At 37.7% G+C, this 26,694-nt stretch carries 21 protein-coding genes; 10 read left to right on the top strand and 11 right to left on the bottom strand.

What is annotated here, in order from left to right; translation table 11 throughout:
• Positions 1-382 precede the first annotated feature (382 nt).
• Positions 383-1,261 carry a LysR family transcriptional regulator gene (locus NY10_RS09670; protein ID WP_082664230.1) on the bottom strand — a complete coding sequence of 293 codons (879 nt, stop codon included), beginning with the start codon at positions 1,259-1,261 and terminating at the stop codon, positions 383-385.
• A 117-nt stretch (positions 1,262-1,378) separates the two neighbouring features.
• Here NY10_RS09670 and NY10_RS09665 point away from each other — a divergent pair, with 117 nt between their 5' ends.
• Entirely contained in the window at positions 1,379-2,413 is a 1,035-nt protein-coding gene (locus tag NY10_RS09665) for a YeiH family protein (RefSeq protein ID WP_058919760.1), read from the top strand.
• A 237-nt stretch (positions 2,414-2,650) separates the two neighbouring features.
• On the opposite strand, the gene NY10_RS09660 is transcribed toward NY10_RS09665, so the two are convergent.
• Entirely contained in the window at positions 2,651-3,829 is a 1,179-nt protein-coding gene (locus NY10_RS09660; RefSeq protein WP_058919759.1) for a NupC/NupG family nucleoside CNT transporter, read from the bottom strand.
• A complete protein-coding gene (locus NY10_RS09655; RefSeq protein ID WP_058919758.1) occupies positions 3,822-4,487 on the bottom strand; it encodes a deoxynucleoside kinase in 666 nt (221 codons plus the stop codon). Before NY10_RS09655 ends, NY10_RS09660 begins: the two co-directional genes overlap by 8 nt.
• A 624-nt stretch (positions 4,488-5,111) precedes the next feature.
• On the opposite strand from NY10_RS09655, the gene NY10_RS09650 reads away from it, so the two are divergent.
• A complete protein-coding gene (locus tag NY10_RS09650; RefSeq protein WP_058919757.1) occupies positions 5,112-7,646 on the top strand; it encodes a vitamin B12-dependent ribonucleotide reductase in 2,535 nt (844 codons plus the stop codon).
• 79 nt (positions 7,647-7,725) lie between these two features.
• Here NY10_RS09650 and NY10_RS09645 read toward each other — a convergent pair whose 3' ends face one another.
• The 5 genes from NY10_RS09645 to gnd all read right to left on the bottom strand — a co-directional run bounded on the left by NY10_RS09645 (position 7,726) and on the right by gnd (position 13,847).
• A complete protein-coding gene (locus NY10_RS09645; protein ID WP_231726729.1) occupies positions 7,726-8,505 on the bottom strand; it encodes a sulfite exporter TauE/SafE family protein in 780 nt (259 codons plus the stop codon).
• A gap of 153 nt (positions 8,506-8,658) precedes the next feature.
• The gene (locus NY10_RS09640) at positions 8,659-9,102 is read right to left on the bottom strand and encodes a PTS mannitol transporter subunit IIA (RefSeq protein WP_058919755.1); all 444 of its coding nucleotides are present in this window, start codon (positions 9,100-9,102) and stop codon (positions 8,659-8,661) included.
• A 19-nt stretch (positions 9,103-9,121) separates the two neighbouring features.
• Positions 9,122-11,227, bottom strand: a complete 2,106-nt coding sequence (locus NY10_RS09635; protein WP_058919754.1) for a BglG family transcription antiterminator — start codon at positions 11,225-11,227, stop codon at positions 9,122-9,124.
• Positions 11,228-11,277: 50 nt separating this feature from the next.
• Complete coding sequence (locus tag NY10_RS09630) at positions 11,278-12,753, bottom strand: PTS mannitol transporter subunit IIBC (RefSeq protein ID WP_058919753.1); 1,476 nt, start codon at positions 12,751-12,753, stop codon at positions 11,278-11,280.
• 197 nt (positions 12,754-12,950) lie between these two features.
• Positions 12,951-13,847 carry a phosphogluconate dehydrogenase (NAD(+)-dependent, decarboxylating) gene (gene gnd / locus NY10_RS09625; protein WP_058919752.1) on the bottom strand — a complete coding sequence of 299 codons (897 nt, stop codon included), beginning with the start codon at positions 13,845-13,847 and terminating at the stop codon, positions 12,951-12,953.
• A gap of 133 nt (positions 13,848-13,980) precedes the next feature.
• Between gnd and NY10_RS09620 the strand changes: the two genes are divergently transcribed.
• Positions 13,981-14,829 carry a MurR/RpiR family transcriptional regulator gene (locus NY10_RS09620; RefSeq protein ID WP_058919751.1) on the top strand — a complete coding sequence of 283 codons (849 nt, stop codon included), beginning with the start codon at positions 13,981-13,983 and terminating at the stop codon, positions 14,827-14,829.
• Positions 14,830-14,976: 147 nt separating this feature from the next.
• On the opposite strand, the gene NY10_RS09615 is transcribed toward NY10_RS09620, so the two are convergent.
• Positions 14,977-15,510, bottom strand: a complete 534-nt coding sequence (locus NY10_RS09615; protein ID WP_058920306.1) for a dihydrofolate reductase family protein — start codon at positions 15,508-15,510, stop codon at positions 14,977-14,979.
• 171 nt (positions 15,511-15,681) lie between these two features.
• On the opposite strand from NY10_RS09615, the gene NY10_RS09610 reads away from it, so the two are divergent.
• The 3 genes from NY10_RS09610 to NY10_RS09600 all read left to right on the top strand — a co-directional run bounded on the left by NY10_RS09610 (position 15,682) and on the right by NY10_RS09600 (position 18,214).
• Complete coding sequence (locus NY10_RS09610; RefSeq protein WP_058919750.1) at positions 15,682-16,236, top strand: NADPH-dependent FMN reductase; 555 nt, start codon at positions 15,682-15,684, stop codon at positions 16,234-16,236.
• A 410-nt stretch (positions 16,237-16,646) separates the two neighbouring features.
• On the top strand, positions 16,647-17,573 hold the full coding sequence (locus tag NY10_RS09605) for a UbiA family prenyltransferase (protein ID WP_058919749.1): 927 nt from the start codon (positions 16,647-16,649) through the stop codon (positions 17,571-17,573).
• Between the two features lie 152 nt (positions 17,574-17,725).
• A complete protein-coding gene (locus NY10_RS09600; RefSeq protein ID WP_156413290.1) occupies positions 17,726-18,214 on the top strand; it encodes a hypothetical protein in 489 nt (162 codons plus the stop codon).
• A 52-nt stretch (positions 18,215-18,266) separates the two neighbouring features.
• Here the strand turns inward: NY10_RS09600 and mgsA are convergent, their stop codons facing one another.
• Positions 18,267-18,695 carry a methylglyoxal synthase gene (gene mgsA, locus NY10_RS09595; protein ID WP_058919747.1) on the bottom strand — a complete coding sequence of 143 codons (429 nt, stop codon included), beginning with the start codon at positions 18,693-18,695 and terminating at the stop codon, positions 18,267-18,269.
• A gap of 280 nt (positions 18,696-18,975) precedes the next feature.
• On the opposite strand from mgsA, the gene NY10_RS09590 reads away from it, so the two are divergent.
• Both NY10_RS09590 and NY10_RS09585 read left to right on the top strand, forming a co-directional pair.
• Entirely contained in the window at positions 18,976-19,491 is a 516-nt protein-coding gene (locus tag NY10_RS09590) for a type 1 glutamine amidotransferase domain-containing protein (protein ID WP_058919746.1), read from the top strand.
• 597 nt (positions 19,492-20,088) lie between these two features.
• On the top strand, positions 20,089-22,731 hold the full coding sequence (locus tag NY10_RS09585; RefSeq protein ID WP_058919745.1) for a calcium-translocating P-type ATPase, PMCA-type: 2,643 nt from the start codon (positions 20,089-20,091) through the stop codon (positions 22,729-22,731).
• Positions 22,732-22,799: 68 nt separating this feature from the next.
• Here NY10_RS09585 and NY10_RS09580 read toward each other — a convergent pair whose 3' ends face one another.
• Entirely contained in the window at positions 22,800-24,227 is a 1,428-nt protein-coding gene (locus NY10_RS09580) for a glycoside hydrolase family 1 protein (protein WP_058919744.1), read from the bottom strand.
• Positions 24,228-24,551: 324 nt separating this feature from the next.
• Between NY10_RS09580 and proB the strand changes: the two genes are divergently transcribed.
• Both proB and NY10_RS09570 read left to right on the top strand, forming a co-directional pair.
• Positions 24,552-25,373, top strand: coding sequence for a glutamate 5-kinase (gene proB, locus NY10_RS09575; protein ID WP_058919743.1), 822 nt, complete (start codon positions 24,552-24,554; stop codon positions 25,371-25,373).
• 19 nt (positions 25,374-25,392) lie between these two features.
• Positions 25,393-26,637, top strand: coding sequence for a glutamate-5-semialdehyde dehydrogenase (locus NY10_RS09570; protein ID WP_058919742.1), 1,245 nt, complete (start codon positions 25,393-25,395; stop codon positions 26,635-26,637).
• Positions 26,638-26,694: the final 57 nt, after the last annotated feature.

The raw sequence follows: 26,694 nt of genomic DNA, 5'->3' as shown, positions 1-26,694 counted from the left end.
AACAAGTATTTTTTAAGCAAGGCTACTTGTTCTGATGAAAGAAAATAGAGGTAGAAAATAAGAGAGCCTTCACTTTTGCTAACTATAGAAAATAACTTCTAACCAACAGACGTCTCCAAGCTTGTGGCTTATCTCAATGCACTTCTCCAAAAAAATTCATGTGTTTTATTTTCCTATAGAAATAAGGTACTATTACAGAATATAATATGAGTTGAGTTTTTCATTTTAAAATGCAACGTTCAACTTATCCGTATGAACTAATTAATCTAAGGATTAAAACAAAAGCAGCAGCCAATTAAATTAGCTGCTGCTTTTGTTTATAGATATATGAGTTTAAGCCATTTCATGTGTTTATGAAATAACAGTTGATTTTTATCTGAGTTTACTTTATAAAATTCATAAAATTTTTTGCTGCTTTCATTCCTTTTAAATTTGTTTCCTTTAAATAAATTAAATGAAAAGGGTGTTCAATAGTAAAATCCTTTAATTTAATTTCTTTTAACTTGTTATTTTTAAGTTCTTCTTCAACCGCTCTACGATATAAAAAAGTGATTCCGAGATTCTTTTCCACTAACTTCTTGATGGAACCAATACTTCCAATCGTCATGGTTTTTATAAAACTATCTAAATGAATCCCTTGATTTTTTAAAGCTGTCTCTAAAATTAGACGTGAGCCTGATCCTTGTTCTCGTGTCAACAATTGATATGAAAATAAATCAGTAATGTTCTGTTCTTTTTTCCATAAAAAGCTTTTTTCTGAACATACTGCAATAAACGGTTCTGTAGAAATTTTATGAAACCCAAAAAAGTGCTGGTTAAATTCTCCTTCCACAAAAGCGAAATCAATTTTTCCATGTTTCAACAAATCAACCAATGATTTTGTATTATCTGCAACCATAGAAAGCTCGTGCGTAGGATAAGTCTGCATATAAGATTCAATAAGATCTGGCATCATATATTCGCCGATCGTTAGTGTCGCTCCAAATGTAAAGAAAGGTCTTTCTTCTTTTGGATTTAATTGTTCTTGAATTTGCTGTATTTCTTTTTGCAGCAAGAAAAGGTCTTTTTGCAATTGCTTTCCTTTTTCAGTTATCGTCAACTGTCTGCCTTCATAATGAACCAACTCAACTTCCAATTGATTCTGCAAGTATTGAATGTGCTGCGTAACAGCCGGCTGAGTAATATGCAACTTTTTTGCTGTTCGAGTGTAATTCATTTCTTCCACAAGTGTAAGAAATGTTTGATAGCGATAGTCCAACATGGCTTTCCCTCATTTATAAATCTAATTTATAAATGTATAATAAATGATTATTTTAACTTATGCAAATTAAAGCGTAAACTTTCCCTTATAAAAGAGTTTATACAAAGGAGAGACAAGATGCTAACTCAACTAAAGAAAAAATCAAAACTTATTCTGCCTGGTTTATTTATCAGTATAATTGTTTCTATATTTAGTCAATACCTAGCTGTTTTTCTGCCTACTATGGGTTCGGCATTAATTGCTATTTTTATAGGAATTTTACTAGGAAATACACTATTAAATAAACCTTCTTTAAACAGCGGTACCAAATTCTCTGAAAAGACATTGTTAGAACTGTCCATTGTTTTAAATGGATTGATTCTTAATTTCCAAATCATCAAACAAGTTGGCTCTATCGGTTTTATTTTCATTCTTCTTCAAATGATTGCTACTATTTTTATAACTTATTGGATTGGCCGTGCTATGAAATTTAACAAGAAATTTTCATTATTAATGGGGGCCGGTAACGCCGTTTGCGGTTCTTCTGCAATCGGTACAGTTTCTCCTGTCATTAAAGCAAACGATAAAGACAAAGGCATGTCCATTACGGCTGTCAACATTGTAGGAACATTCTTGATGATTTTATTGCCGCTTATTTCTTCTGTTCTTTACCATAACGAAGCTGTTCAAACCTCAGCTCTAATCGGCGGAACAGTCCAATCAATCGGTCAAGTTATCGCATCTGCTAAATTAGTCAGCGGAGAAGTAACTAATTTAGCCATTGTATTCAAATTGATGAGAGTTCTTCTTATTGTAGCTGTTGCACTTATATACGGTAAATTAAATGTAAATGAAGAAGAGCCGTTGTTTTCTAAAACAACTGTTGTCTCGGCTGCTGATAAAAATCCGGAAAAATCAATTGGCATTCCTTGGTTTATTATTGGTTTCTTTCTTTTATTTATCCTTAGAAGTTTTACTCAGCTGCCTCAATCAGCCCTTCACGGTGCAGAAACCATCAGCAATCAATTTGAGATTGCTGCTTTAGCTGCAATTGGCTTACGTGTAAATTTTTCGGATATTATTAAAGAAGGACCAAAAACTATGCTTTACGGGCTATTGATCGGCCTTTTCCAAGTCATCATTGCCGTTTTATTGATTATCTGGTTGTTTTAGTCTTTCTTCTACTGTTCACTGTATAAGTTCAATACAGCTTCCCACGCTTCATTGAGTGCTTTATTTTTAGCGATACACAGTATTTCTTCAAAAGGACCAGTTCTAGTAATTGAATAGTGTTTTAAAAAGAGCACTAACTGAATGTTTTTTTAATTAAAAATGAAAAAAATAAGACCTGCTGATTTGTTAGGATCAGCGGTCTTATTTTTACTTATAGCACTTAACAAAATGACTTTTTTATAAAAATAACCCTATAAACATTGCAGATAATATCGGAACAATAAAGCCGCCTAACATTCCTCGCAAAGCTAGTTTAGACAAATCATTTTTTCTAGTTGGAGCAAATACTGATAAACCTGTCACACAAATAGCTATACTAGAGAACGCTCCAAAGCTACCCACAGCAACGGATAACATCGCTATGGCTCTCTCAGATAAATCTGTCATCAAAGGCGCTAGATCTGCATAAGCTACGAATTCATTAATCGATAATTTTGTCCCTAAAAGCTGCCCGGCTATCATGGCCTCGGAACCAGCTAAGCCCATTAGCCAACCGATAGGCATAAAGATATAGCCTAAAGCCCCTGTAAAGCTAGTACCGACTAAACCTAACAAACTGTTTAACAGCGCTACAATAGAAATACCTGCAATCAAACTAGCACCGATACCTAAAACCATTTGCAACCCGTTGTTGATTCCCTCAGCCATAGCGGAAAAAACGGATGTGTTAGCGCCTTTGCGGTCTAATGTTACGTCTGATACTTTACTGATTTCTGTCTCTGGCGTTAAGATCTTAGCGACGAGCAATGACCCAAAAGGAACCAAAGCCGTTGTAATCAAAAGCCATTTCATAGGAATACCGAGCAAACTATACCCAACTAAGATAGAAGCGGACATGGATCCCATACCTGAAACCAAAACGGTCATCAATTCTGACTTCGTCATGTTAGGCAGATACTTAGCAACTAAGAAAGGTGCTTCTGTCTGGCCTAACAACATATTAGCTACAGCTACAAAAGACTCCGCTTTCTCGGTGCCTAATAATTTGCCTACAGCCCCTCCGATTACTTTAACTACCCAACCTACTATACCTAAATAGCCTAAAATACCTGTTAAGGCAGATAAGAAAATAATGACGCCTAGTACATCAATAAAGAAATACCCTTTTCCAAATAAATCCCCAAAAACAAAAGCAAGCCCCTCGTTAGCAAAACTAAACAACTTAGTTACAGCTCCTGCTAACTGTTCAATGATCCAGCTGCCCACAGGAACTTTAATTAAGAATAGCGACAAAACTAACTGCGCTCCCAAAGCAGTAGCTACGGTTCTTTTATTGATTGCTTTTTTATTATCTGATAAGAGATATAAAATCCCCAGCATGACTATAATGCCCAAAATTGTTACTAATTTATTCATTCATTCTATTCTCCATCTCTGCTAATTTATCTTTGACCATTGTTACAACAGCATAGGCATCCTCTGGGTTATTGACTACATCAATATCGTCAATGTTAATGATCAGCACATCAGAAGCATTGTAGTGTTTCGTAACCCAATGGTCATATCCTTCCCAAAGCGCTTTATAGTAATCAAGTAAACTTTGGTCTTGCTCAAAGTCTCTGCCTCTCAAACCGATACGGTAAAGAATCGTTTCAAAAGACCCTTGCAAATAGACCATTAGATCCGGGGACTTTTTAGGAAGTTCTTGTAATTCTTCCATCATATTATTGAGCAATTTCTCGTATATATTAAACTCGGTGTCTGAAATGCGCCCTAAATTTGCGTTTACTTTAGCAAAATACCAGTCTTCATAGATGGAACGATCTAAAACATTGTTTTTATTATGTAACGCCTCTTTAATACTTTTAAAACGACTATTTAAAAATTCCAGTTGCAATAAAAACGGATACCTTTTTAAGCTTTGTTCCTCCTCGCTTGCTGTATAAAACAAAGGCAAGATTTCGTTATCCTCTACATTTTCATAAAACACTTCACTATCTAAAGCTCCTCCTAAAAGATTAGCTACACTTGTTTTTCCCGCACCAATCATTCCGCCTATTACTAAAATCGCCATCTACCCCTCTCCTTGTTCTTGTTGATTTTATTTTATAACCTAAGTTTTTGCAGCTTTGATCGTTACTCACTAGGTGAATGAACTATCCAATCTTTTTCCTGTTTTATCTCCTATACGCTTAGCTCTAGTGATATACTACCTCCCGCATGCTTATCGTTTGCTCTTTTAATAGATATTCGCAATTATATATATTAATACATTAGCTATGATACACTGTTTTTTTGTTTTTTCAATAAAAAATCACACCATATGCCGAATAATTTAAAACAAGACACAATATGTTGTGTTTTAACGCATTGGATTAATTCTGCACAAATAGCAGGCCAACTGAAAAAAATACACTAAAGCCAAAAATAATACGATTACTGTGAGGTGAAGTTAACCAACAAGCAAAGGAGTGCTGACAATAAAAGCATTCAAACTCAATTAAAATTTCTTCAAGACCGGAATGATTGATGTCTCAACATTTCACAAATAAAACATAACTTCCTTAGAACTTCAATAGTGATTTAACACTATATATGGTGTACAATAAAAACAGAGCAACACTATATGGTATAAAAAGGTGATTAACCTTACTATACATACTTATTAAGAGCTTAACTAATACAAGGAGTGATTGATATGGTGATGAACGTAACTACCGATGCAACAGTAAATATAAAAAAATTGAATGAGGATATTCAGGCTTTTCCTCAAGTTCATCCGATTACAGCGGAAATGAAGCTGACCCATAAAGGCGTCTCGCGTCTTGTGATGTTGGATCGCTACGCTTTTAAAGATACATCTAAAGTGACTCTATCCGTGGGAGACTTGGTTATTTTAACGGTCAAACCGGATCCCAGCTATCCAACTCGCGGCACTGGCTTCGTGACTCACATCGACCATGAGCAGCATACCGCTCAAGTTTTGGTTGAAGAAGAATACCGCGGCGTTATTGAAGATTCGGCGGCACAAGAAACGGGTATCGTTACATGTAATTTAGACGCTATCGAAAAACCATTAGAAATCTATTACGAGCAAATCGCGAAACGCAATGCAACAGGATTGTCTGCAGTCGAAAAAACGGCTGAACAGCGTGAAGCGTCTTACCAACTCTTTTACAATGAATTAGTGCAGTTAAACTTTATTCCTGCTGGACGCGTTTTATACGGTGCTGGTTCGGATACTGAAGTAACCTATTTCAATTGTTACGTTATGCCTTTTGTTCCTGATTCACGCGGCGGAATTTCAGATCACCGTAAAAAAATTATGGAAATCATGAGTCGCGGCGGCGGAGTCGGCACGAATGGTTCTACCTTACGTCCGCGTAATGCATTGGTTCGCGGTGTGAATGGCAAGTCATCAGGGTCGGTTTCATGGTTAGATGACATTGCTCAATTAACTCATTTAGTTGAACAAGGCGGCAGCCGACGTGGTGCTCAAATGATCATGTTGACTGATTGGCATCCTGATATTATTGAATTCATTATTTCTAAAATGCAAAACCCGCGGATCCTCCGCTATTTGATTGAAAATACAGAAGATGCACAAATTAAAAAAATGGCTTCTGAAAAATTAAAATTCACGCCTTTCACGGAACGTGAAGCAGCGATGTACCAAAACATCTTAAATTACAAACACATCCCGGGTACTGGCGGATTTGACCAAGCTACCTTAAAAGAAGTTGAAGATAAAGTGAGAACCGGCGGAACATATGGAGTTCATCACCCCGATTTCTTGACTGGTGCCAATATTTCGATTTGTTTAACGGATGACTTTATGCAAGCTGTTGAAAATGATGAAGATTACGCTTTGCGTTTCCCAGCTGTTGAATCCTACAATGAAGCTGAAATGGCTTATTACGACGCTCATTGGACAGAAGTTGGCGATGTTCGCGAATGGGAAGCCAGTGGACATGCGGTTCGGACTTATCGAACCATTAAAGCTCGGGAACTCTGGAAACTGATCAATATTTGTGCAACTTATTCTGCTGAACCTGGTATTTTCTTTATCGATAATGCCAATAAAATGACGAATGCAGCTGCTTATGGACAAAAAGTGGTCGCAACAAACCCTTGTGGCGAACAACCCCTTGCTCCTTATTCCGTTTGTAACTTAGCTGCTATCAATTTAGCTGAAATGGTTAATAAAGATAGCGAAACGATCGACTTTGCTAAACTAAAACAAACTGTTAAAACCGGTGTGCGGATGCAAGATAACGTTATTGATGCTACACCTTACTTTTTAGAAGACAACGAAAAGCAAGCATTAGGCGAGCGCCGAGTGGGCCTTGGCATTATGGGATTAGCTGATTTGCTCATCTACGCTGGTAAAGAATACGGTTCTCCTGAGGGGAACGAGTTGGTCGATCAAGTATTTGAAGCTATTGCTGTCACCGCTTATGAAACATCCATTGAATTAGCTAAAGAAAAAGGCAGCTTTCCGTTCTTGATTGGTAAAACAGAGGAAGAAACAGCTCAATTGCGCAAAAACTTCATCAATACTGGATACATGAAGCAAATGCCAGAACACATCCGTCAAGATATTTTGACCTATGGTATTCGCAACTCTCACTTGCTGACGGTTGCTCCAACAGGTTCAACTGGTACGATGGTTGGAGTGTCAACTGGTTTGGAGCCTTACTTCTCTTTCAGTTATTTCAGAAGTGGACGTTTAGGCAAGTTTATTGAAGTCAAAGCGGCTATTGTTCAAGATTACTTAAGCCGTCATCCAGAAGCGGATCCAGACAACCTGCCGAGTCAATTTGTCTCAGCTATGAGTTTGGCACCTGAAGCACACGTCGACGTACAATGTGTTATCCAACGGTGGGTAGACAGTTCGATTTCTAAAACTGTCAATGCACCTCGCGGCTATAGTGTCGAACAAGTCCAAAGTATTTACGAACGTTTATACAAAGGCGGTGCTAAAGGCGGCACAGTTTATGTGGACGGCAGTCGCGACTCGCAAGTATTAACGTTAAAAGCTGAAGAAAACAACTGGGAAGAAGATGCTGTTCAAACTGAAAAAACAGTACACGTCGCTGCACCTACCCAAGAAGCTGTTTTTGGCAATGAAGTTGGCGATACTTGCCCAATCTGCCGGCAAGGAACGGTTGAAGATTTAGGCGGCTGCAACACTTGTACCAATTGCAACGCTCAATTAAAATGTGGTCTATAAGAGAACTGAAAAACCATCGCATTCATTAAACTGAATGCGATGGTTTTTTTCTTATTGTCATTTGATCAAAAGATACTGTTTAAGCTGGATTGATCAATAACATAATACCTAATAGGATAACAACGATAAAGACATAACGCTCAAATTTATAACTTGGGATCCGCCCATGGATAAAGGTTCCCAGCAAGATGGCTAAACCAATCGCCGGCAATGAAAAAACATATAAAACAAATAACTCTTTAGACCAAAATCCTCCCATAAACTGACCGATAATGATCAACGAACTCGAAACCAGAAAATGGGCTTGCAGCGTCCCTCTAAAAACTGCTGGTTTCCAATCGCGCATCGTACCATAAATAACAATGGGTACGCCGTTCATATTATAAGCACTCCCGAACATCCCAGCTGCAAAACCAAATGGCAATGACCAGGCAGGTTTATTTAACCATAAACGTGGTTTTGATTGAAGCAATTTCGGTTTGATCAACGAGTAGATGCCATAAACAATCAGAAAAATTCCTAACCCATAAGTGATCACTGCATTAGGTGCAAACTTGACCAACAGCAAACCAACAGGTATACCGAATAACGTAGAAATGGAAAGCCGGCCTAAGACTGGCCGGTCAACATCTTTCCATCCTGAAAAAACCGTTAATACAGCAACAGTAAATCCGCCTAAACCAATTAATGAAATGGATGTAGCCAAACTGATTGGCAGCAACGCCAGCAAAGGCATACTAATAATGGAATCTCCAAAACCAAAAACTGCCCGCATCAATGCACCGAGGAAAACAATTCCTACTACTAATAAAATAAGCGTGACACTCATTACAAAAATAACCCCTTTTCTATCCAACACCTTTAAACTACTTTTTAATGTTTTTTCTAACTGATTTCATCCTTCTATCTTAACAAATGTGCCGACCATTTGCATTAAAACCTATTGCTTTTATAGCCATAAAAAAAGGAACCTATCATAGTGATAGATTCCTTTTTGTTTTCTCATTAACTCTTATTCATTTGCCGTTTTCAATAATTCAATAACTTCTTCTGGTGTAGCGGCTTCAATCAATTTTTGTACATTTTCGATTTCTGAACAAAAGATAGCAATGGATGACAACAAATCTAAGTGCTCGTCGCCTTTTCCAGCGATTCCAAATAAAACAAAGACTTTGTTTTCATCGCTTGTTTCACTAAAATCAATTCCTTTTGGAAAAGTCGCTACCGAAATCGCTGTTTCATAAATGTCTTTTTTTGAAGCATCGGTACCATGAGGAATAGCGATAAAATTCCCCATATAAGTAGATACGGTCTGTTCTCTTTCCAGCATGCTTTCAACATATTCTGCATTTACTGCTCCGCTTTCAACCAATAAATTACCTACTAAACGAATAGCCTCTTCTTTAGTTTCGGCTGTTGCTCCTAATTCTATCAACTCTTTTGTTAATGTTGCCATTTCGTTCACTCCTCTATCTTTAATGAGACTTTCTTAACACATATGCTTTAAATTCTTTTTCCATCTTCTGTCGAACCGCTTCTTCCGTTCCCTTGTCGAATAAGGCCGTAGTGCTGTCATTTTCTATGATCATACTGCTGACCAAGCCTAACAAATCACGTTCAACTACATTTAATGGGTAAGGCGCAACCATTATCAATAACCGTTTCAAAATCATATCTTTCCTATCAATTCCTACGATCGGAACCTCTTTTTCTAATTGATAGATTCCAAAATAGCTGGAAGCAACATTCGCATTTCTTACATGGAAAAGGCCCATTTGAGACCCCGGTATTCCGACTGGAGCAATGTTTGCTCGTTCGATCAACTTTTGCTGCACGTCACCAGCTTCTGTTAAAATCCCAATTTCTTGAAGCCGACAACAAATCCATAATAGCGTTTCTTCTAAAGACTGGTTCCCATCAACTGACTCAACTGAAAAATAATTTAAAATGCCTAATGCTGTTTTCGATAAATGATGTATTTCCTTCAGCGTTTTTTCTGTAGGCAGTGCTTCATTGCTCTGTTCGTTTATTTCTTTTAGCGAATTGGTCAATGTGTAATGCTTCTTTTGATTGATGCATTCATCAATCAATCCTTTGATTTTCACTACTTCTTCGCTTAAAAGCATCGGCGTGATCAGATGATAGCGGACTGAAAATTGCGGCAAAAAAATGGTTGAAAAGATAAAATCAAAGTCTGTTAGTTTATGTTCATTGACTTCAGAAAGAGAAACCACGGTTATTTCTTTCAATTCAGAAAAGTTTTTGCGCAATCGGTTTTCTAATATCCTTGAGGTTCCGATTCCGCTGGAACAAATGACCATTGCTTTTAAGCCGTATACTTTTTTGGAATTTTCCCAGGAAGAAGCAAAATGAATGATCAGATAAATATAATCATTTTCTGAAAAATAATCATTTGGAAAAACACTTTTTAATCCTAGTACTACGCCTTTATAAATTTCCGGATACCGTTCACGAATAGTTCCGTACAGACTGTCTTCTACTTGAAGAACCGGCGGAAATGTTCGATTCAGTAAAGATTCCATATGTGTCAATAGGCCTGAAAACAGCGTATAGTCTTTGTTAAAGTCCCACTGAACTTCTGTTGCAACTAAACGAATAAAGTGCTTAACTTGGTAAGTTAGTTCCACGTTGTAATCTGTCGAAAACAAATCTTGTTTTTGAAAAAAACGCACACCGTTTACAGCTTTTTTTAAAAAAGTTCGTTCTGATATTGAAAATTCCAACGCTGTTTCTTGAGAAATTTCTTTGATCACATAATCCGTTATGTCTTTAGTAAGATCAGAATTTTCTTTTTTTTCAAAGTGGATGTCTTTTAACTGATTATCTTCCGATAAACGCATGATCATCAAGGTTAAAATGACAATGAATTGCATCAACCCGCTATTTGATATATCTTCAAAAAAATGTTGCTTCATACGAAATGTGACCTGCACAGCTATTTTAAAGTCACGATACGTTAGAAAAGATAGAAAAGGCATTCTGGTTTTCTTTACTTTTTCAAAATACTCTTCATTATAATCCTTTTGAAAAAGATTAAGAAATTCATATTCATTCAATTTACTAGTGATGATACCGCTGACGATCAGTCGCAGCGATTCTTCATTACTTTTGATGGAAACAACTTTGCCTTTCCCTCGCTGCAAAGTCATTTGAAATTCTTCAACAATTTCTGCTATTTTAGTTAAATCATTATTAATCGTTCCTAGACTAACATTAAAGTCTTGTGCTAACCCTATTAATTTAACGTTATCTTTTGTCAACAGCAACTGGCAGATCAGGTAACTCTGCCGGTCTTTCGAATCAAAGATCAGGTCCGTGTTCAATAAGTCTTTTTTTAATCGGTTTAATTCTTCTCTTTCACCGCTTAAATAAAAGCCGGCACCTAACTTTTTAGTCAGTGTAACCTGATAAAGAGATAACGTATCTTCAGCTATGGCCAGTTCGCGATAAACGGTTCGGCTGCTCACTTCCAGTTCTCTAGCCAAAACTTCTAGCGAAATCCCTGTTTTATTCAGTAAAAGCAATTCTAAGAGCTGCTTTTCCCTAATTGAAAAATACATTTCTTACCCTCGTTCCTACTCTCTTTTTTCCTTGCTCTTTTATTATATCATCAAGAACGGAGTAAGCTTTCAATAACTTCATCGTATTTAGGGCTGCTTAAAAAATTATCGACGGTTTCATGTATTCCGCTTGGCGTCTTTTGCCGCGCTCTGGCATTTAATTCTATTTGTGTGATAATCAACGTTTCTTTTTCATCTTCCAAATCACTGATGGCCGAATTCGTAACCGGTATATCCAATCCGGCTTTTTTAGCTTTATTTCTTAAAATCGAAGCGCCCATAGCACTGGAACCCATTCCTGCATCACAAGCAAAAATAATTCGTTTAACGGTTGCTGAAGAAATATCTGCTTCAACGGTTGCAGTTTCAGTTGTTGCGCTAGCAGAAGCTTCAGAAACTGAATTCATGACTGTGCCTTTTGACTCAGCTTTCATACCTTGCATTTTAGTTACATTGCTTTCAAAATCTTCATTTTCAGAACGGTCTGCTTTTAAAATAAGCATCGCCACAACAAATGACGCTATAATCGACGCTAAAACACCGGCTAATATTTGCAAATATTCTCCTTTAGGCGTCATAGCAATGACGGAAAGAATAGAACCCGGAGACGCAGTAGCAACTAAACCTGTATCAAATAGTGTAAACGTTAAAGTTCCTGCTACTCCACCAGCCATGACTGCCAAAATCATTAAAGGTTTCATTAATACATACGGGAAGTACAATTCATGTATGCCGCCAATAAATTGGATGATCGCAGCACCAGGTGCAGAAGCTTTGGCTGTTCCTTTACCAAACAACATATACGCTAGTAAAACTCCAAATCCAGGACCAGGGTTTCCGGATAGAATAAACAATACTGACTTTCCTGTTTGAGCTGCCTGTTCAACGCCGAGCGGCCCTAAAATTCCGTGATTGATTGCATTATTTAAAAAAATAACTTTTCCAGGTTCAGTAAAAATATTAACTAATGGCAGTAAATTTGCATCGATCATAAATTCGATACCATTGCCTAAAAAAGCCATTATGATTGATACGATTGGCCCAATTCCTAAAAACCCTATGATTGCTAGTACAAATCCAATAATCCCACTAGAAAAGTTATTGACCAACATTTCAAATCCAGCTTTTATTTTAGGTTGAAAAATAGCGTCAAACTTTTTAATAGCCCAACCGCCGAATGGCCCCATAATCATTGCGCCAATAAACATCGGCACATCGGTTCCAACAATAACACCGATCGAAGCAACTGCTCCTACTACGCCTCCGCGATGTCCTGAAATCATCTTTCCGCCGGAATACCCTATTAACAACGGCAGCAGATAAGTAATCATCGGCGTCACTAACTGAGCAAGCGTCTCACTTGGAAAATACCCGTTTGGAATGAACAATGCAGTGACTATTCCCCAAGCTATAAAGGCACCTATATTCGGAATAACCATATTGCTTAAAAATGTACCCACTTTTTGGGCGCCGACTTTGATGGTCGTTTTATCTTTTATTCTTTCTTTGCTCGTTACAGCTTCCATTTTGTTTTCCTCCCAAAATTCGTTTATTTCTTTGATAGTATTATCTTACAAGCGTTTGTTTCCGCTTTCAATGGTTAGTGAATACAAACTTGTCAAAAGAAAATTGACAAGTTTTAAAAAAACTTATTCTATGTGCTTTTAAAACCAAAAAGAGTCATTATTTCAAAAAGCGAAATAGCGACTCTTTTTGGTTTAGTTTACTTCTTCGTGACCTCATGGCCGCCAAACTCATTTCTAAGAGCTGCAACTACTTTTCCCGTAAACGTATCTTCTTCTAATGATCGGTACCGCATCATTAGAGAGAGTGCAATCACAGGCGTCGGAACTTTTGCTTCCAAGGCCGCTTCTACAGTCCATTTACCTTCACCAGAAGATTGCATAATGCCTTTTATTTCATCAAGATGAGCGTCTTTTTGAAACGCATTTTCGGCCAATTCCATTAACCAGCTTCTAATAACCGATCCATTATTCCAAACTTTTGCCACATCGGCCAAATCATACTCGAATTCACTTTTCTCAACGACTTCAAATCCCTCTGCCATCGCTTGCATCATGCCGTATTCAATCCCATTGTGTACCATTTTCAAGTAATGTCCACTGCCGGATTTCCCAGTATACAAATACCCGTCTTCCACACAAATGCCTTTTAAAACTGGTTCAATTACCGCAAATGCTTCTGGGTTGCCGCCAACCATTAAACAAGCACCTGCATTCGCTCCGCTCGTGCCGCCTGATGTGCCCATATCTAAGAAATGGATGCCTTTTTCTGCGGATACTTCAGCATGCCGGATAGAATCTTTGTAGTGTGAATTTCCTCCATCGATGATGATATCATTCGGTTCTAGTAACTCATTGACTTCGCTTAGTACATTTTCTAATGGTTTTCCTGCTGGCACCATGATCCAAATAATTTTAGTTTGTTTGAACCCCGTAACCAGTTCTTTTAAATCCCCCGCGGTTTTGATTCCGTTTTCATCTGCTTGTTTTCTAACCTCTTCTACGCTGTCGTATCCCACAACCTGATGCCCATTTTTTTGTAAGTTTAAAGCTAAGTTGTAACCCATTTTTCCTAATCCGATTAATCCAATATCCAATTTCACCACTCCTTATATATTTATGGTCTCAGTATATGGAATATTTTTTCTTTTTGCAACAATAATAAAAAAATATTTTTTCTTCGGTAGCGATATGCTATACTTATCTCAACTCTTTTAAGCAGGTGAAAACATGAAAAACCAAGATATCAACTTAAAAATCAAATCTATCTATCGTGATTTAAGCAGCAAAGAAAAAAAGATTGCGGATTTTATTCTTTTGCATCCCGAAGAAGTCATGCATGGAACCATCAGCAATATCTCCGATACGATTCAAGTTGCTGATGCTACTTTTTTCCGTTTTTGTAAGCGGTTAGGTTATAAAGGGTTTCAAGATTTCAAAATTGCCTTAGCTTCAGAAAAAGTAAACGGGGCTTTATCTATCCACGAAAATATTTCTAAAGAAGATAATGAACTGCTAATGGCACAAAAAGTCTTTGAATCCAATATTAAATCCTTAAATGACACAAAAAAGTTATTGGATGAACAAGAACTGATCAAAGCTGTCCAGTTTCTGACTGCTGCCAAAACGGTTGGTTTCTTTGGTGTCGGCGGCTCTAGTATTATTGCCATGGATGCCTATCATAAATTTTTACGTACGCCACTAAATTGTATGTATACACAAGACACTCATATCCAAATGATGCAAGCCTCTCGGTTAACTGAAAACGATTGTGCCATCATTATTTCTCATTCTGGCATCACCAAAGACACTATACAATTGGCAGAAATCATTAAAGAAAAAAAAGCCAAAGCAATCATTATCACTAGTTACTCGCTTTCTCCTTTAGCGAAATTCGCAGATGCTTTGTTGTTATCGACCGCTGAAGAAACCGACTATCGTTCTGAGGCTCTGACTTCTCGCATCACACAGCTAAGTTTGATAGATGCTTTATTTGTTAGTGTTATGTTTAAAACGGGTGATTTTGCGACGCATTCACTTGAAGAAGTCCGGAAAGTGATTTCTCAGACGAAACTTTGATAGACGGTTATTTGATAGACGGTTAAACATAAAAACCCGTTTCAATAAGAGAAACGGGTTGATCGAGTAAGTTGATCAGCAGTCAGAGATGGTACCTAATCAGACATTTCTGCCTTCATCCGCTTGGTATCAGCTGGTTCACTTTTTTTATTCAGTTTGTTCGTAATGAACTTCTACAAATTGGTGGTATTGCTTTACGTCTTTCAATAACAATTTATTTTCATAATCACCAGGTACAAATAACGGAATGCCGTTCCCAATAATAACTGGAGTGAGCTGTATGATAAATTCATCTACCAGTTTCTCTTCAAGAAGAGGCTTCAGCACTTCGCCACCACCCACGATCCAAATCCTTTTACCTGTTTGGCTGGTTAACGATTTAACAAAATTCGCTAAGTCGGAATTTACAAACGTGACAAACTCAGTTGAACCGGTCAACGTTCTTGAAAAAACATAACATTTTTTACCTTTGTAAGGAAATTCTTCCGGCGAAAGCAACAGCATTTGTTCATAGGTTTTTCTGCCCATGATCAGCGTATCAACGGTTTCATAAAATTCTGGATAGCTGGTGTCATTTTCACCTTCAGTCCCTATTAACCAATCCAATAAATGGTTTTTTCTTGCTAAATACCCGTCTAAACTGATCGCCCCATAAAATACTGTTTTTCTTTGTTTGCTCATCGTATAAACCTCCATATGATTTAGTTGTTCCATTAAAAGAATGGCTATCAAATTGTGCCTTTCTTGACTGTTGACTTGTTCGCTAGCAACAAGCGTCATTAGTTGCGTTTTTAAATTATGAGCGGTAAATTTGAAGTAACGAAAATAATTCATTAAAAGGAGTTCATCATTATGACAAAAAATATCGGTGTCTTAGTTGGAAGTCTTCGTAAAGGTTCTTACAGCAAACAAGTTGCAAAAGTATTTTCTACCTTATTTCCTGAAGAATACCATATCTCCTTTATTGATATCAATGGGTTAGATATCTATAATCAGGATTTTGATGATGAAGGAAACGTTCCTGAAAATTGGAAGACCTTCCGTAATGCGATTGGCAAAATGGATGCTATTTTATTCGTAACCCCTGAATACAACCGTTCCGTTCCCGGCGTGTTAAAAAATGCGCTAGATATTGGGTCACGTCCAGCCGGTTCGAGTGTTTGGAATGCTAAACCCGCAGCTATCGTCAGTGTTTCTCCAGGAGCTATCAGCGGATTCGGTGCAAATCATCATTTACGCCAATCCTTAGTGTTCCTAAACATGCCGACTGTCCAACAACCAGAAGCTTATATCGGAAACGTAACAAAGCTGCTTCAAGAAGACGGCTCCATCACTAATCCAAATACTCTGCAGTTTTTCCAATCCATCGTCAATGCTTTTGTTGAATTGATTGAAAAAAACAGTTGAGTTCTCTTTGCTTATCAGTATAAATAAATTCTGTCAGAAACTAAAGCCATGTATGCCCAAGCAGTCCATGACTTTAGCTTTTTTTATGTTGATCTATAACAGGACGTCACTATCCGTCATAAAAAGCTCTTGAAATCGACTCAAATTAACTATCGTTGTAAGATAGTAACTGATATACTTCTTAAGGAGAAACCCATTTAAAACTGTACTTAAATCGTTTCACTGGGCGATCAAACTAGGCAATTCAATGTTAGGAGGCATAAAAAATCATCCTGTGCTTAGTCCGATAAACCATTTTGAACAGAGTCTAACGCGCATAGACTGCCGTTCTTTTTGTACATAAAATGGTTGCCAAATTTACAACTATACTATTACATTAAACCTGTCTGTTACAGGCTTATTTTCAGGAGATGGATACGATCAAAGCTAAATTTAAAGTATTATGGGAACTTGGAGAAATCTACACTTCTCCCTTAAACCTTTTTTTAATTCTATTAGGAGTTTCTTTTTCAACTTACCACTACAACCATACTTGGAACTGGCGGATAATTTTATACGTTTTAACGATTCTTTTTTTCCATGTGGCCGTTAATATTTTTAATAACTATATGGATTATAAAAATGCTTCAGACGCTCATGATTACAAAGTAAAATCAAATATCATCGGAAGAGAAAATCTGAATCTAGCAACGGTAAAGAAAGCTTTTCTATTCTTTTTAGCATTGGCTTCTTTTTTTGGTCTGCTACTAGTCTGGTCTACCAATTTAGTGTTATTGGGATTAGGCGTACTAGGTTTTTATGTTGGTTTATTTTACTCATCAGGGCCAAAACCATTAAATAGTTTGCCCATTGCTGAAACAGTTACCTCTTTGTTCAGCGGTTTTGTCATTCCTTTAATTGGTGCTTATTTGTGTTTGTATGATCAGGTTGATTTTTCTTTCCACACCATAAAATTAGTTTTCTTCATTAGTTTGCCAATGGTGGTCATGATGTTTAACAACTTATTGGCCAATAATACTTGTGACCTAGAAGAAGATATTGTAAATGGGCGAAAAACATTAGTCTATTACTTAGGTAAAAAGAAAGCTGTGCAATTATTTAAAGTCGTATTTGTTTTTAATTTTTTATGGTTGATTTTGCTGGTTTACTTGAAGTTAGCTCCATTCCCTATCTTGTTGCTGGTTCTTTTGTTTCCCAAATATTGGAAAAGCTTATCGCCTTATTTTGAAGTTCAAGATAAACAAAAAACCTTTCCAGTTGCCTTAAAAAATATGGCTGCTATCATGATGCTTTACCCTATTTTGTATACGATTGGAGTAGTGTTCGCTCAATTTTAATCGTTGATTGACAAAACAGCAGAGAAACCTTAAAGTTACACTGATCACTATATATAGAGTTGGAGGGGTGCTTTATCAAAAACGAAACAGACCCGAATAAGAAACAACCATGGAAAATAGTTTTAATCATTGCAGCAATCATAGTCGTATGTATGATTGGATTAACGGCCTACTTAACGATCAGTGGTCCGAATCGTTCTGAAACGCCTATCTCTGAGACCAGCGCTCAAGAAGCTGCTCTTGCTAATCTAAGCCAAAACGATACGACCTATCAATCTCTTTATCCAGAATATGAAATAGCCTATGTGTATCTTATGAGTGCTTTTTCCAAACAAATGGATGGGATAGAAAGCGGAGAAACCACAGAAGAAAGTTTTAATAAAGTCATTGAAGATTTCGAAATATTAGTTAGTGATTTTTTAAAACGAGTTCCTGATACCGCTGATACCTTTAAAGAAAGCAGAGATGCTGCTGTTTCCAGTGCTCAAAAAACACAGGATACCTTAATTCATTTTGAAGACCTTATAAACGAAATAGGAATTACGAATGATGAAATCAGTATTGATCATTTAAGTGATGCACTGGATGATTTTAAAGAAAGTCAGATAACCTTCAAAGAAACAATGGATTCACTAAAATAATCAAAAAAATGAGTTCCTTCATTGTGTTATTAATGAAGGAACTCATTTCTTATTAAACATCTGTATTCAATATTTCTCGTCCAGCATGGTGGTGGATTTTGCGCCAATCTACTAACCCTTCGCCTAATCCACGCAATAAAATTTCACCTGTTCCCATATTCGTTGCTAATGGAATTTCATAGACATCGCTCAAGCGGAGCAATGCAGTGATATCTGGTTCATGAGGCTGAGCTGTTAACGGGTCTCTTAAAAAAATCACCATGTCTATTTTATCATCTGAAATATAGGCTCCAATTTGTTGGTCGCCACCTAATGGCCCTGACTTAAACCGGTGAACGTCTAATCCTGTAGCATCCACGATTCTTTGTCCCGTGGTTCCTGTCGCATAAAGGACATGCTCTTTCAAAATATCTTGATAAGATGAAATTAATTTAACCATTTCATCTTTTTTCTTATCGTGAGCAATCAGTGCAATATTCATTTTTATTCCTCCATCCTTTATCCTTTACTTCTTCTGTCCTATATTAATAATAACATGCAAATTGTGGAATCGCATACTTTATTGAAAAACCGGATAGTATCAATTTTTTTTGGGAAAGTAATAGAAAAGAGAAAATTTCTTTTAATTGCAGCTCATCCTCTGTTATAGGATTCCGCCCCAAAAAAACGCAGTAAGTTTTACAATGAGTGTTTATTCTTGAGTCGCTTTTTCACTTACGTTACACTTAAATTAATCAACCATAGAAAGAGGGAATAAAAACATGGGAAAAAAAGTTGCAGTAGTTGTTACGAATTTATTTGAAGATGTCGAATTCACCTCCCCAAAAGATGCATTGGAAAAAGCTGGACATGAAGTTACTACTATTGAAGAAAAAGCAGGCAATCAAGTTACGGGAGAAAAAGGCGATGCGACGATCACAATTGATAAAAGTATCGATGATGTTTCTCCAGACGAGTTTGATGCTTTACTCATCCCAGGAGGCTTCTCGCCTGACCAATTACGTGCAGATGAGCGCTTTTTAACATTTGTTAAACAATTTGCGGATGCTAAAAAACCGATTTTTGCTATTTGTCATGGTCCACAGCTTCTCATCAATGCTGAAGTAGTCAAAGGCAAAAAAATGACTTCTGTTAAACAAGTCGGTGTTGATTTGAAAAATGCCGGTGCTTTATATGAAGACAGCGAAGTTGTGACCGACGAGAGCGGCTTGATTACCAGCCGTACCCCTAAAGACTTGCCGGCTTTTAATAAAGCCATCGTAGAAGCGTTAGCTTAGAATAGCAATGCGACTGCTTCATTGAAACTATTAAAACCTTTAACCGACTTTCATGTTCTTCTCATCTTTTTCTGATAGAATCAACAAGTCGTTTAAATAAATTCAATTTATTTTTACTCTCTTTTCTCCCCTATGAAAAGAGTCTTATCCCCTAGCTGTCTCACAAATGTGAGGCAGCTTTTTTTACGTCTTAACATAAAAATTAATCTTTAGTCACACTTTCTTCATATCTCATCGTTATAGTAGAAACATACCAATAACAACCAACTTTTTTATATTTTCATTTTTACCTTTTACTCCTCCAAAGTAATAGGTATTACTCCTTTTAGCCACTTGTTTTTACAAGTGGCTTTTTTTGTGTATACGATCTTTTACTTAAATTTAATAAAAATATAACAATTCAAACAAATGTTTCGAGATTATCCCCATCGCAACGATGAAAGCGATTGATTTTTTAGGCGTCGCTCAAAATAACCTATTTGTCAAGGTTTCCGTCTTGCATTACCTCTTACTTTTTGTTAGAATTATAGATATAAGGAGCAAACATCTGCTTCCTACTGAATGAAATCAGCAAAAAAACTATATAGGAGGAATGTTATGGATTTCAAAACAAAACAGATCAAGTCCATTATAAAGACATTAAAGAGCGACGAGAAAAACGGGCTTACGTCGCAGCAAGTTGAACAAAAAAAGAAAGAATTTGGTGCTAACCAATTTACAGAAGAGGAACGCATTTCGCTTTTCAAAAAAATACTGAATCATTTAAAAGAAGTGACAGTTATTATTTTGATTATAGCTGGAATCATTTCCACGTACATCGCCATTACTCAACACCCCTCTGACTTATCAGAACCAATCGTTATTTTCGCTATCATCGCTTTAAATGTTTTCATCGCGATTCGCCAAGAAGGAAATGCAGAAGCCGCTTTAGAATCGTTAAAGAGCTTATCTGCTCCAAAAGCTCGGGTTATCCGTGATAACCAAACAGAAGAAATTGACGCCGTCGATTTAGTACCCGGTGATATTTTACTTCTTGAAGCTGGTGACATGGTTCCAGCAGATGCTCGTATGATCTCTAGCAGCAATTTACAAACGGAAGAATCTGCTTTAACAGGTGAAAGTTTGCCTATTGAAAAAGATGAAAATGCCGTTGTTGACGAAGATGCTCCAGTTGGGGATGTCTTTCATACCGTTTTTTCAGGGTCATTGGTTACCAATGGTCGTGCAAAGACGATAATTACTGCAACTGGAATGGACACTGAAATGGGTGCTGTAGCAAGTCTACTTAATAACACCAAACAAGGAAGAACGCCACTGCAAGACCGGATGAACAAGCTGGGCAAACAATTAAGTATCATTGCTGTATTAGCTGGTGTTTTGATTTTCATTTTGAATTTTTTCCAAGGTGAAGATTTCATTACAACCTTAATGACCGCTGTTACGTTAGCTGTTGCCGCTGTTCCAGAAACTTTGCCAGTGATTGTGACCATTAGTTTAGCTTTCGGGGTACAAAACATGGTCAAACGCAATGCGATCATCCGTACGATTCCTTCGGTTGAGACATTAGGCAGTGCTTCTGTCATTGCTTCAGATAAAACCGGAACATTAACTCAAAATAAAATGACTATTCAAAAATTGTGGGCTTTCCCGCATCCGCCTATTGATGCTACTGCTGAATTTGGTGAAGATGAGAAAATGCTCTTGAAGATGATGAGTTTAGCTTCGAATGCCACCGTCGAAGATCGTGATGGTGAAGAAGTTATTGCTGGTGACCCAACAGAATCAGCCATCATTCGCTTATTGCAAGAAAAAGGAATGCCTAAAAAAGAATTAGAAAAAGAATACCCACGTGTTCACGAAATTCCGTTTGATTCTGAACGTAAATTAATGACCACTGTTCATAAAACAGAAGATGGGTATATTTCCATTACTAAAGGGGCTTTTGACCGTATACCGGTTCACTTTTCATCTATTACAGATGAAGTTGGAACTAGAGCTCATGAAATACATGATTCATTTGCACAAGATGCTTTACGTGTGATTGGCGTAGGATACAAAAAATACGATGATTTGCCTAAAGATTTATCAGTTGAGGAATTAGAAAAAGATATTCTATTTGCTGGAATCGTCGGCATGATCGATCCTCCTCGTGAAGAAAGTCGTGACGCAGTTAAAGAAGCAAAAGCAGCTGGTATTAAAACGATTATGATTACTGGTGACCACGCTGTTACAGCGACTGCTATCGCTAAACAAATCGGGATTTTTGAACCAGGTGATAAGACCATTACGGGTGCTGAGCTTAGCAAATTATCGGATGAAGAACTAAAAGGAAATGTTAGAGACTTTTCCGTTTATGCACGCGTCTCGCCTGAAGACAAGATTCGAATCGTTAAAGCATGGCAAGCCAATGATGAAATAGTTGCCATGACCGGTGACGGAGTCAATGATGCGCCAGCTTTAAAAGCAGCAGATGTTGGTACTGCGATGGGAATCGCTGGTACAGAAGTTGCTAAAAATGCAGCAGATATGGTTTTAACAGATGATAACTTTGCTACAATCGTTCATACCGTTGAAGAAGGCCGTCGAGTCTACGAAAACATCAAAAAAACTGTCTATTTCTTATTAGCGTGTAACATTTCAGAAATTTTTATTATGTTGCTTGCTGTTCTCTTTGGTTGGGGCCTTCCAGTTGTTTCTATTCAACTCTTATTTATTAACGTAGTAGCAGATGGAATACCAGGTTTCGGCTTAAGTAGAGAAAAGGCAGATCCAACGCTGATGGAACAAAAACCAACGAAAAAAGGCGAAAGTATTTTCGCTCGTGGTATGACTCGTAACATTGCGATCGTCGCGACTATTTTTACTATTATCACTTTGCTTGGTTTTTATATTGGATCTTCTGTCACGGTTGATGCTACTATCGGCGCAAGTCATGAAGTTGGACAAACGATGGCTTTCCTTATCCTAGGTTGGTCTTCCGTTATTCACATCTTCAATGCCCGAAGTAAAGAATCCATTTTTAAAATTGGTTTCTTATCAAATCCAACTGTTTTCTGGACATCTCTTTTATCCATTTCGATTTTAACAATCGTTGCTTTGGTACCTTTCTTAGCAAACATTTTCTTTCTTGTTCCAATGAGTTTGACCCATTGGATCATTGTGGTTGTTTTGTCGATACTTCCATTGATATTCGTGGAAATACAAAAATTGGTCTTTAAGAAGATTGGAAAAGCATTCTAAAATGAATACTAACAAAAAAGGTTCCAGTAGAAATTATTCTGCTGGAACCTTTTTGTTGTTTAACTGGGTTATTTTTCAGTAAGACTAGCTCCATTAGTTTCGATGACTTGTTTGTACCAATAAAAGCTTTTCTTTTTATAGCGTTCTAATGTACCTGTGCCATCGTCATGACGGTCCACATAGATAAAACCATAGCGTTTTTTCAATTCAGCCGTTGAAGCACTAACAAGGTCAATACAGCCCCAAGTAGTGTACCCCATTACATTGACACCGTCTTTGATTGCTTCTCCTACTTGAACTAGGTGATCGTTTAAATAATCGATTCGGTAATCATCATTAACGGTCTTGTCGCCATTTTCATCAGTGATCAATTCGTCATTAGCACCTAATCCATTTTCGACAATGAAGAGTGGTTTTTGGTATCGATCCCAAAAGTCATTCAATACGATTCGTAGTCCTTTTGGATCAATTTGCCAACCCCATTCAGAGGCTTCTAAGTACGGATTTGGTATGCCGCCTAAAATATTGCCTTTACCAGGCTTACGTTTGCTCTCATCAGCTGTTTCCGTGACACTCATATAATAACTGAATGAAATGAAGTCCACAGTATTTTTAAGGGTTTCTTCGTCGTCTGGACCAAAATCAAGTTCAATATTGTTCTCACGGAAGTAGCGTTTCATATAGCCTGGGTACGCTCCTCGCACGTGGACATCCGAGAAGAAATAGTTTTTGCGTTCAGCTTCCATAACCGCAACCATATCATCAGGATTAGATGTTAGCGGATAAATCGGCATCGCCAATACCATACAACCGATTTGAGCTTCCGGCATGATTTCATGTCCTATTTTTGTTGCTAACGCACTCGCTACTAACTCATGGTGTACTGCTTGATACAAGTCTTTTTGCGTCAGCTCTTCAGGGGCTGTATAAATACCGCCGCTCATAAATGGTGCATGTAAAATAGAGTTGATTTCATTGAATGTCAGCCAATATTTTACTTTTCCTTTATAACGGGTGAAGACTGTCCGTACGTAATTTTCGTAAAAATCAATCATTTTACGGTTTACCCAGCCGTCATATTCTTTAGATAAATGCAGTGGGGTTTCATAGTGAGAAAGAGTCACTAAAGGCTCAATGCCGTATTTCAACAATTCATCAAATAAATCATCATAGAATTTCAAACCAGCTTCATTTGGCTCAGTTTCATCGCCTTTAGGGAAAATACGTGACCAAGCAATTGATGTACGGAATGTTTTGAAACCCATCTCCGCAAATAACTTGATGTCTTCTTTATAACGGTGATAAAAATCGATTCCGACTAACTTCATATTGTCTTCTGTCGGTTCGTCGGTTATCGGACCGAATCCGCCATGAGGCGTAACATCTTGGACAGACCATCCTTTTCCGTCTGCGTTATAAGCACCTTCTAATTGGTTCGCTGCAACCGCTCCACCCCATAAAAAACCATCTGGAAATTGTTCTTGTGTCAAAATGATCCGCTCCTCTTTTATTCATTAGTTTAACTATTTTTAAAAAATAAAAAACCTAAACTCATTCCAAATGCTCTATCCAACTTGCAATAGAACGATTTCGAATCAATTTAGGTTTTGCCTGCCGAACAGTAACAATCCTTCTGCTAAACTCAATATAACACGCTGCACCATGAAATGCAAACGCTTTTCATACTTCCCATTAAGTAATTACCTACATAAAAGGTCGAAGGATAGTCTTTTCAAGTAAAAACTGTTAAAATGGTAGGCAATTGAAGTCATTTGGTGTTCGATTTTAAATGACTTATCTTGAAAGAATGGATGGGTGTAATGAATAAAACAGCAAGACAAACCTTAGCTTTATGCAAACGAGTCATCATAAAAGTTGGTACCAGCACCATCATGTACCCCAATGGCACGGTCAACTTACAACGGTTAGACAAATTGGCTTTTGTCTTGAGCGATTTGAGAAATCAAGGAAAAGAAGTCATCCTAGTATCTTCCGGCGCAGTCGGCGTTGGTCTTCACCGGTTGAATTTGAAAGAATCGCCTAAAACCATTCCAGAACAACAAGCTGTTGCTTCTGTAGGGCAAAGCGAACTCATGAATTTATACAGCAATTTCTTTTTCAACTATGGTCAAATCATCGGACAAGTGTTGATGACGCGTGATATTGTCGAGTTTCCTGAAAGTCGGTTAAATGCTATCAACACTTTTGAACAATTATTGAAGAAAAATGTTATTCCGATCGTCAATGAAAATGATACGGTCGCAGTCGATGAATTGGACCATTCGACAAAATTCGGCGACAATGATCGTTTGTCTGCTATCGTAGCCGAAATTACACAAGCGGACTTATTGATCATGTTGTCCGATATTGATGGTTTTTACGATCGCAATCCTAATGAAGATGCGGATGCTGAACTGTTCCGCGAGATAAATGATGTCACTCCTAGGCTCTTTTCGCTTGCCGGCGGCGTAGGTTCAGAATTCGGTACTGGCGGTATGGTCACCAAATTAACTGCAGCAGAACACATTTTAAAACAAACTAGTCAAATGGTCTTAGCAAATGGCGAAGACCCAACAATCATTTTTAAAATTATTGCCGGTGAGGATATCGGAACACTTTTCACGACTAAACAGAATCAGTAAAGGATAGGGAGGAATTTGAATGGAAACCTTAATAGAATTAGGTGAAAAAGCAAAAAAAGCCAGCCGTTATTTGGCACAAGCTTCTTCTAAAGAAAAAAATGCAGCACTTCAATTAATGAGTGAGGCTCTTTTAGAAAATGCTTCAACTATTCTGGCTGCAAATCAACAAGACCTTGCTGCAGCTAACGAAAACAACATCGCTGAAACGCTGGTAGACCGTTTGGTTTTAAATGACGAACGCCTGCAAGCTATGGCTGATGGCCTAATGCAGATTGCTGAATTGCCAGATCCAATTGGGTTAGTGAGCGGCATGTGGAAAAACGAAGCTGGTTTAACTATCGGCAAGCAAAGTGTACCGCTTGGCGTTATCGGCATTATCTACGAATCACGACCAAATGTGACCACAGATGCTGGTGCCTTATGTTTTAAATCAGGCAATGCGGTCATTTTACGCGGCGGAAAAGAAGCCATTCATTCCAATAAAGCTTTGGTCACTGTCTTGCAGCAAGCTTTAGCTAAAACTAACTTTCCAACAACAGCTATCCAATTGGTAGAAGACACAACCAGAGAAACTTCTCGCGACATGATGCGCTTAAACCGCTACTTGGATGTTTTAATTCCTCGCGGAGGCACACGTTTGATCCAAACTGTGATGGAAACAGCGACTGTTCCCGTCATTGAAACCGGCACAGGCAATTGCCATGTCTACATCGATAAAGACGCGCAATTGAAAATGGCTACCGATATCATCGTCAATGCAAAATGTTCTCGCCCTTCCGTCTGCAACGCCGCTGAAACTTTGTTGATTCATGAAGACGTCGCTGCTGAATTCCTACCCGTGATTGAAGCCGCTTTGGCTGAATACCACGTCGAATTGCGAGCAGATGAAACAGCTCTTAGCATTTTGAAGAAGTCGCAGCCTGCAACAGAAGAAGACTGGGAAACAGAGTTTTTAGATTTTATTTTAGCTGTAAAAGTCGTTTCTTCATTAGACGAAGCCATTACCCATATCAATCAATACAGTACAGGGCATTCTGAAGCAATCGTAACCGATAATTACTTTGCTGGACAACAGTTCCACCGTGAAGTCGATTCATCCACAGTCTATATTAATGCTTCTACTCGTTTCACTGATGGTTTTGAATTTGGCTTCGGCGCCGAAATCGGCATCAGCACTCAAAAACTGCATGCTCGAGGACCAATGGGTTTAGCTGAGTTAACTTCTTCCAAATACATCGTCTTTGGAGAAGGACAAATTCGGTAGCTTCTTTTTGGAATACATTTTTTTGAGGCATGATTTCGATTTTACTTCGAAATCATG

The sequence above is a fragment of the Carnobacterium sp. CP1 genome, from assembly GCF_001483965.1.
Classification (GTDB): domain Bacteria; phylum Bacillota; class Bacilli; order Lactobacillales; family Carnobacteriaceae; genus Carnobacterium_A; species Carnobacterium_A antarcticum.
The sequence above is the reverse complement of the archived record's forward strand: the minus strand, read 5'-3'. Positions and strand labels throughout refer to the sequence as shown.

Bases quoted from the DNA above. Each gene is read 5' to 3' on its own strand.
- NY10_RS09650 (WP_058919757.1), top strand. From the start codon at position 5,112: ATGGTGATGAACGTAACTACCGATGCAACAGTAAATATAAAAAAATTG.
- NY10_RS09655 (WP_058919758.1), bottom strand. From the start codon at position 4,487: ATGGCGATTTTAGTAATAGGCGGAATGATTGGTGCGGGAAAAACAAGT.
- mgsA (WP_058919747.1), bottom strand. From the start codon at position 18,695: ATGAATATTGCACTGATTGCTCACGATAAGAAAAAAGATGAAATGGTT.
- NY10_RS09615 (WP_058920306.1), bottom strand. From the start codon at position 15,510: ATGAGCAAACAAAGAAAAACAGTATTTTATGGGGCGATCAGTTTAGAC.
- NY10_RS09610 (WP_058919750.1), top strand. From the start codon at position 15,682: ATGACAAAAAATATCGGTGTCTTAGTTGGAAGTCTTCGTAAAGGTTCT.
- NY10_RS09630 (WP_058919753.1), bottom strand. From the start codon at position 12,753: ATGGAAGCTGTAACGAGCAAAGAAAGAATAAAAGATAAAACGACCATC.
- NY10_RS09660 (WP_058919759.1), bottom strand. From the start codon at position 3,829: ATGAATAAATTAGTAACAATTTTGGGCATTATAGTCATGCTGGGGATT.
- NY10_RS09605 (WP_058919749.1), top strand. From the start codon at position 16,647: ATGGATACGATCAAAGCTAAATTTAAAGTATTATGGGAACTTGGAGAA.
- NY10_RS09585 (WP_058919745.1), top strand. From the start codon at position 20,089: ATGGATTTCAAAACAAAACAGATCAAGTCCATTATAAAGACATTAAAG.
- NY10_RS09640 (WP_058919755.1), bottom strand. From the start codon at position 9,102: ATGGCAACATTAACAAAAGAGTTGATAGAATTAGGAGCAACAGCCGAA.
- NY10_RS09620 (WP_058919751.1), top strand. From the start codon at position 13,981: ATGAAAAACCAAGATATCAACTTAAAAATCAAATCTATCTATCGTGAT.
- proB (WP_058919743.1), top strand. From the start codon at position 24,552: ATGAATAAAACAGCAAGACAAACCTTAGCTTTATGCAAACGAGTCATC.
- NY10_RS09590 (WP_058919746.1), top strand. From the start codon at position 18,976: ATGGGAAAAAAAGTTGCAGTAGTTGTTACGAATTTATTTGAAGATGTC.
- NY10_RS09665 (WP_058919760.1), top strand. From the start codon at position 1,379: ATGCTAACTCAACTAAAGAAAAAATCAAAACTTATTCTGCCTGGTTTA.
- NY10_RS09570 (WP_058919742.1), top strand. From the start codon at position 25,393: ATGGAAACCTTAATAGAATTAGGTGAAAAAGCAAAAAAAGCCAGCCGT.
- NY10_RS09600 (WP_156413290.1), top strand. From the start codon at position 17,726: ATGATTGGATTAACGGCCTACTTAACGATCAGTGGTCCGAATCGTTCT.
- NY10_RS09670 (WP_082664230.1), bottom strand. From the start codon at position 1,261: ATGTTGGACTATCGCTATCAAACATTTCTTACACTTGTGGAAGAAATG.
- NY10_RS09635 (WP_058919754.1), bottom strand. From the start codon at position 11,227: ATGTATTTTTCAATTAGGGAAAAGCAGCTCTTAGAATTGCTTTTACTG.